The sequence below is a fragment of the Actinoplanes sp. NPDC051633 genome, assembly GCF_040681735.1.
GTDB lineage: Bacteria > Actinomycetota > Actinomycetes > Mycobacteriales > Micromonosporaceae > Actinoplanes.
In genome coordinates, this window is the sequence record NZ_JBFAZH010001143.1 from 1 (window position 1) to 2,468 (window position 2,468).

A 2,468-nucleotide genomic window follows, 5' to 3' on the forward strand; every position below is an offset into this window, starting at 1 on the left:
ACCCGGGCGTTGGCCAGGGTCTTCTTCGCCCGCACTATCCGCTGCGCCACGGTCGGCTCCGGCACCAGGAAGGCCCGGGCGATCTCGTCGGTGGTCAGGCCGCCGAGCAGGCGCAGGGTGAGCGCGGCGCGCGCCTGCGTGGAGAGCACCGGATGGCAGGCCACGAACACCAGCCGCAGCAGGTCGTCGCCGATGCCGTCGTCCTCGGCGACCAGCGCGCCGATGTCCGGGGCGTACCCCTCCTGGCCTGGACCGATCTGCTCGAGCTTGCGCCGGAAGGTCTCGTTGCGCCGGATCTGGTCGATGGCCCGGCGTTTGGCCGTGGTCATCAGCCACGCGCCCGGATTGCGCGGCACGCCCTCGGCCGGCCACTGCTCCAGGGCCGCGACCAGCGCGTCCTGCGCCAGCTCCTCGGCCACGCCGATGTCGCGGACGAGCCTGGTCAGCCCGGCGATGAGCCGGGGCGCCTCGATCCGCCAGGCGGCCTCGATCGCGCGGTGGGTGTCAGTGGCCACGGCCTCCGTCTACTCCACCGCGCGATCAGAAGCAACCGCGATCGGACGCCACCGCGCTGGTCAGTTGGTCCCGGTGACCTTCGCGTGCCGCTTCTCCACGGCCTCCCGCTGGTCGGCGGTGAACTCGTCGCCGAAGTCCTCGGCCTGCAGGACCTGCCGGATCTCGATGTTGGTCTGCGACCCGACGCCCGGGTGCTGCATCGGGCAGCGCTTGAACCACTCGACGCACTCCTCGAGCGACTTCGCCTCGACCAGGTAGTAGCCGGCGATCAGCTCCTTGGTCTCGGTGAACGGCCCGTCCACCACGGTCTTGTTGTCGCCGTCGAAGTAGATCCGTGCGCCGCTGTCGCTGGGCTTGAGACCGTCGGCGGCCAGCAGCACGCCGGCGTCGACCAGCTCCTGGATGAACGCGCCCATCGTGTCGAAATCCTCGGTGGTGGGCGGCACACCGGCTTCGGTGTCCGCCGTGGCCTTGGTGATCACCATGAACCGCATCGCTGTCTCCTCATGTCGGGGGTGCTTCACCTACGCGTCGAACGGCGGTCGACCCGCTCGACACCCTGCCAGAAGGTTTTTCGGCGGCCCCTTCGACACGTGCAGAATCTAGGCGTGAGCCATCCAGGAGGACCGGGCGAGCTGGGCATCTCCGCACGTGAGGCGGAGGTACTGGCGGCGCTCGGTGACCACCTGACGAACGCCGAGATCAGCGCGCGGCTGTTCATCACCGTGCGCACCGTGGAGAGCCACGTCTCGTCCCTGCTGCGGAAACTGCGGGCCGACGATCGCCGCGCGCTGGCCGCCGTCGCCGCCCGGCTGCGCACTTCTCCGGCCCGCCGGCCGGCCGCGCTGCCGACGCCGCTGACGCCGTTCGTGGGGCGGGTGGCCGAGCGGGCCGCGCTGTCCGCTGCCCTGCGTGACCATCGCCTCGTCACGGCCGTCGGGCCGGGCGGAGTGGGCAAGACCCGCCTCGTGTTGAGCGTCGCCGCCGATGTGGGCGACCGTTTCGCCGACGGGGTCTGGTATGTCGACCTCGTACCGGTGACCGACTCGGCGATGGTCGCGCCGGCGATCGCCGACGCGCTGGGACTCGGCGAGTGGCCTGGACGTTCGGCGATCGACGACGTCGTGCGGTGGCTGGCCGACCGGGAGACGCTGGTCGTGCTGGACAACTGTGAGCACCTGCTGGACGGCGTGGTGGTGCTGCTGGAACGGTTGCTCGCCGGTGGTCCGCGGCTGACGGTCCTGGCCACCAGCCGGGCCAGGTTGCTGGTCCCGTTCGAGCGGGTGTTCCCCGTGCCGGGGTTGTCCGTCGGCGCGGACGACGGCCGGCCGGGTGACGCCGTCGAGCTGTTCCTCGAGCGGGCCGCGGCCGGTGGCAGCCCGCTGACGCCCGGGGACACGGCTCGCGTCGCCACTGTCTGCCGAGCCCTCGACGGCGTGGCGCTGGCCATCGAGCTGGCCGCCGCCAGATATCCGTCCGTCGGCCTGGACGGGCTCGAAGCCGGTCTGGCCGATCGGTTGCGGCTGCTGACCGGCGGCCCGCGGATCGACGACCGGCACCGATCGTTGCGCTCGACGCTGGACTGGAGCAACGGGCTGCTCGACGAACCGGGCCGGGCGGTGCTGCGGCGCGTCTCGGTCTTCGCCGATCCGTTCACCGCGGCCGCTGCGACGGCCGTGCTGGCCGATTGGCCGCCGGTGCCGGCCGGCCACATTCCGGCCATCCTGGCCGGGCTCGCCGACCAGAGCCTGCTGACCGCGATGGCCGGGCCCGGCGGGACCCGGTACCGGGCCCTCGAGACCGTCCGGCAGTACGGCGCCGATCGGCTCGACGAGGCGGGCGAGGCCGACGAGGCGCGGTCGCGGCATGTGACCTGGTGCCTGGCGGAGAGCGCCGAGCTGCTGCTCGCGTCGAGCGAGGCCGGCGGCGCCTGGCGGGCGACCTTCGACCGG

General features: G+C 72.4%; 3 protein-coding genes. 1 reads left to right on the top strand and 2 read right to left on the bottom strand.

What is annotated here, in order from left to right; genetic code table 11:
- Both AB0M20_RS38165 and AB0M20_RS38170 read right to left on the bottom strand, forming a co-directional pair.
- Window positions 1–515 (bottom strand): sigma-70 family RNA polymerase sigma factor (locus AB0M20_RS38165; protein WP_364305754.1); only part of this gene is annotated, 515 nt, incomplete at its 3' end.
- 60 nt (window positions 516–575) lie between these two features.
- Entirely contained in the window at window positions 576–1,010 is a 435-nt protein-coding gene (locus AB0M20_RS38170; protein WP_364305756.1) for a YciI family protein, read from the bottom strand.
- 114 nt (window positions 1,011–1,124) lie between these two features.
- On the opposite strand from AB0M20_RS38170, the gene AB0M20_RS38175 reads away from it, so the two are divergent.
- The coding region (locus AB0M20_RS38175) for a LuxR C-terminal-related transcriptional regulator (RefSeq protein ID WP_364305758.1) at window positions 1,125–2,468 on the top strand (1,344 nt) is incomplete at its 3' end.

What these genes read in the sequence shown, in the direction of transcription:
- AB0M20_RS38170 (WP_364305756.1), bottom strand. Translation starts at nt 1,010, where the DNA reads ATGCGGTTCATGGTGATCACCAAGGCCACGGCGGACACCGAAGCCGGT.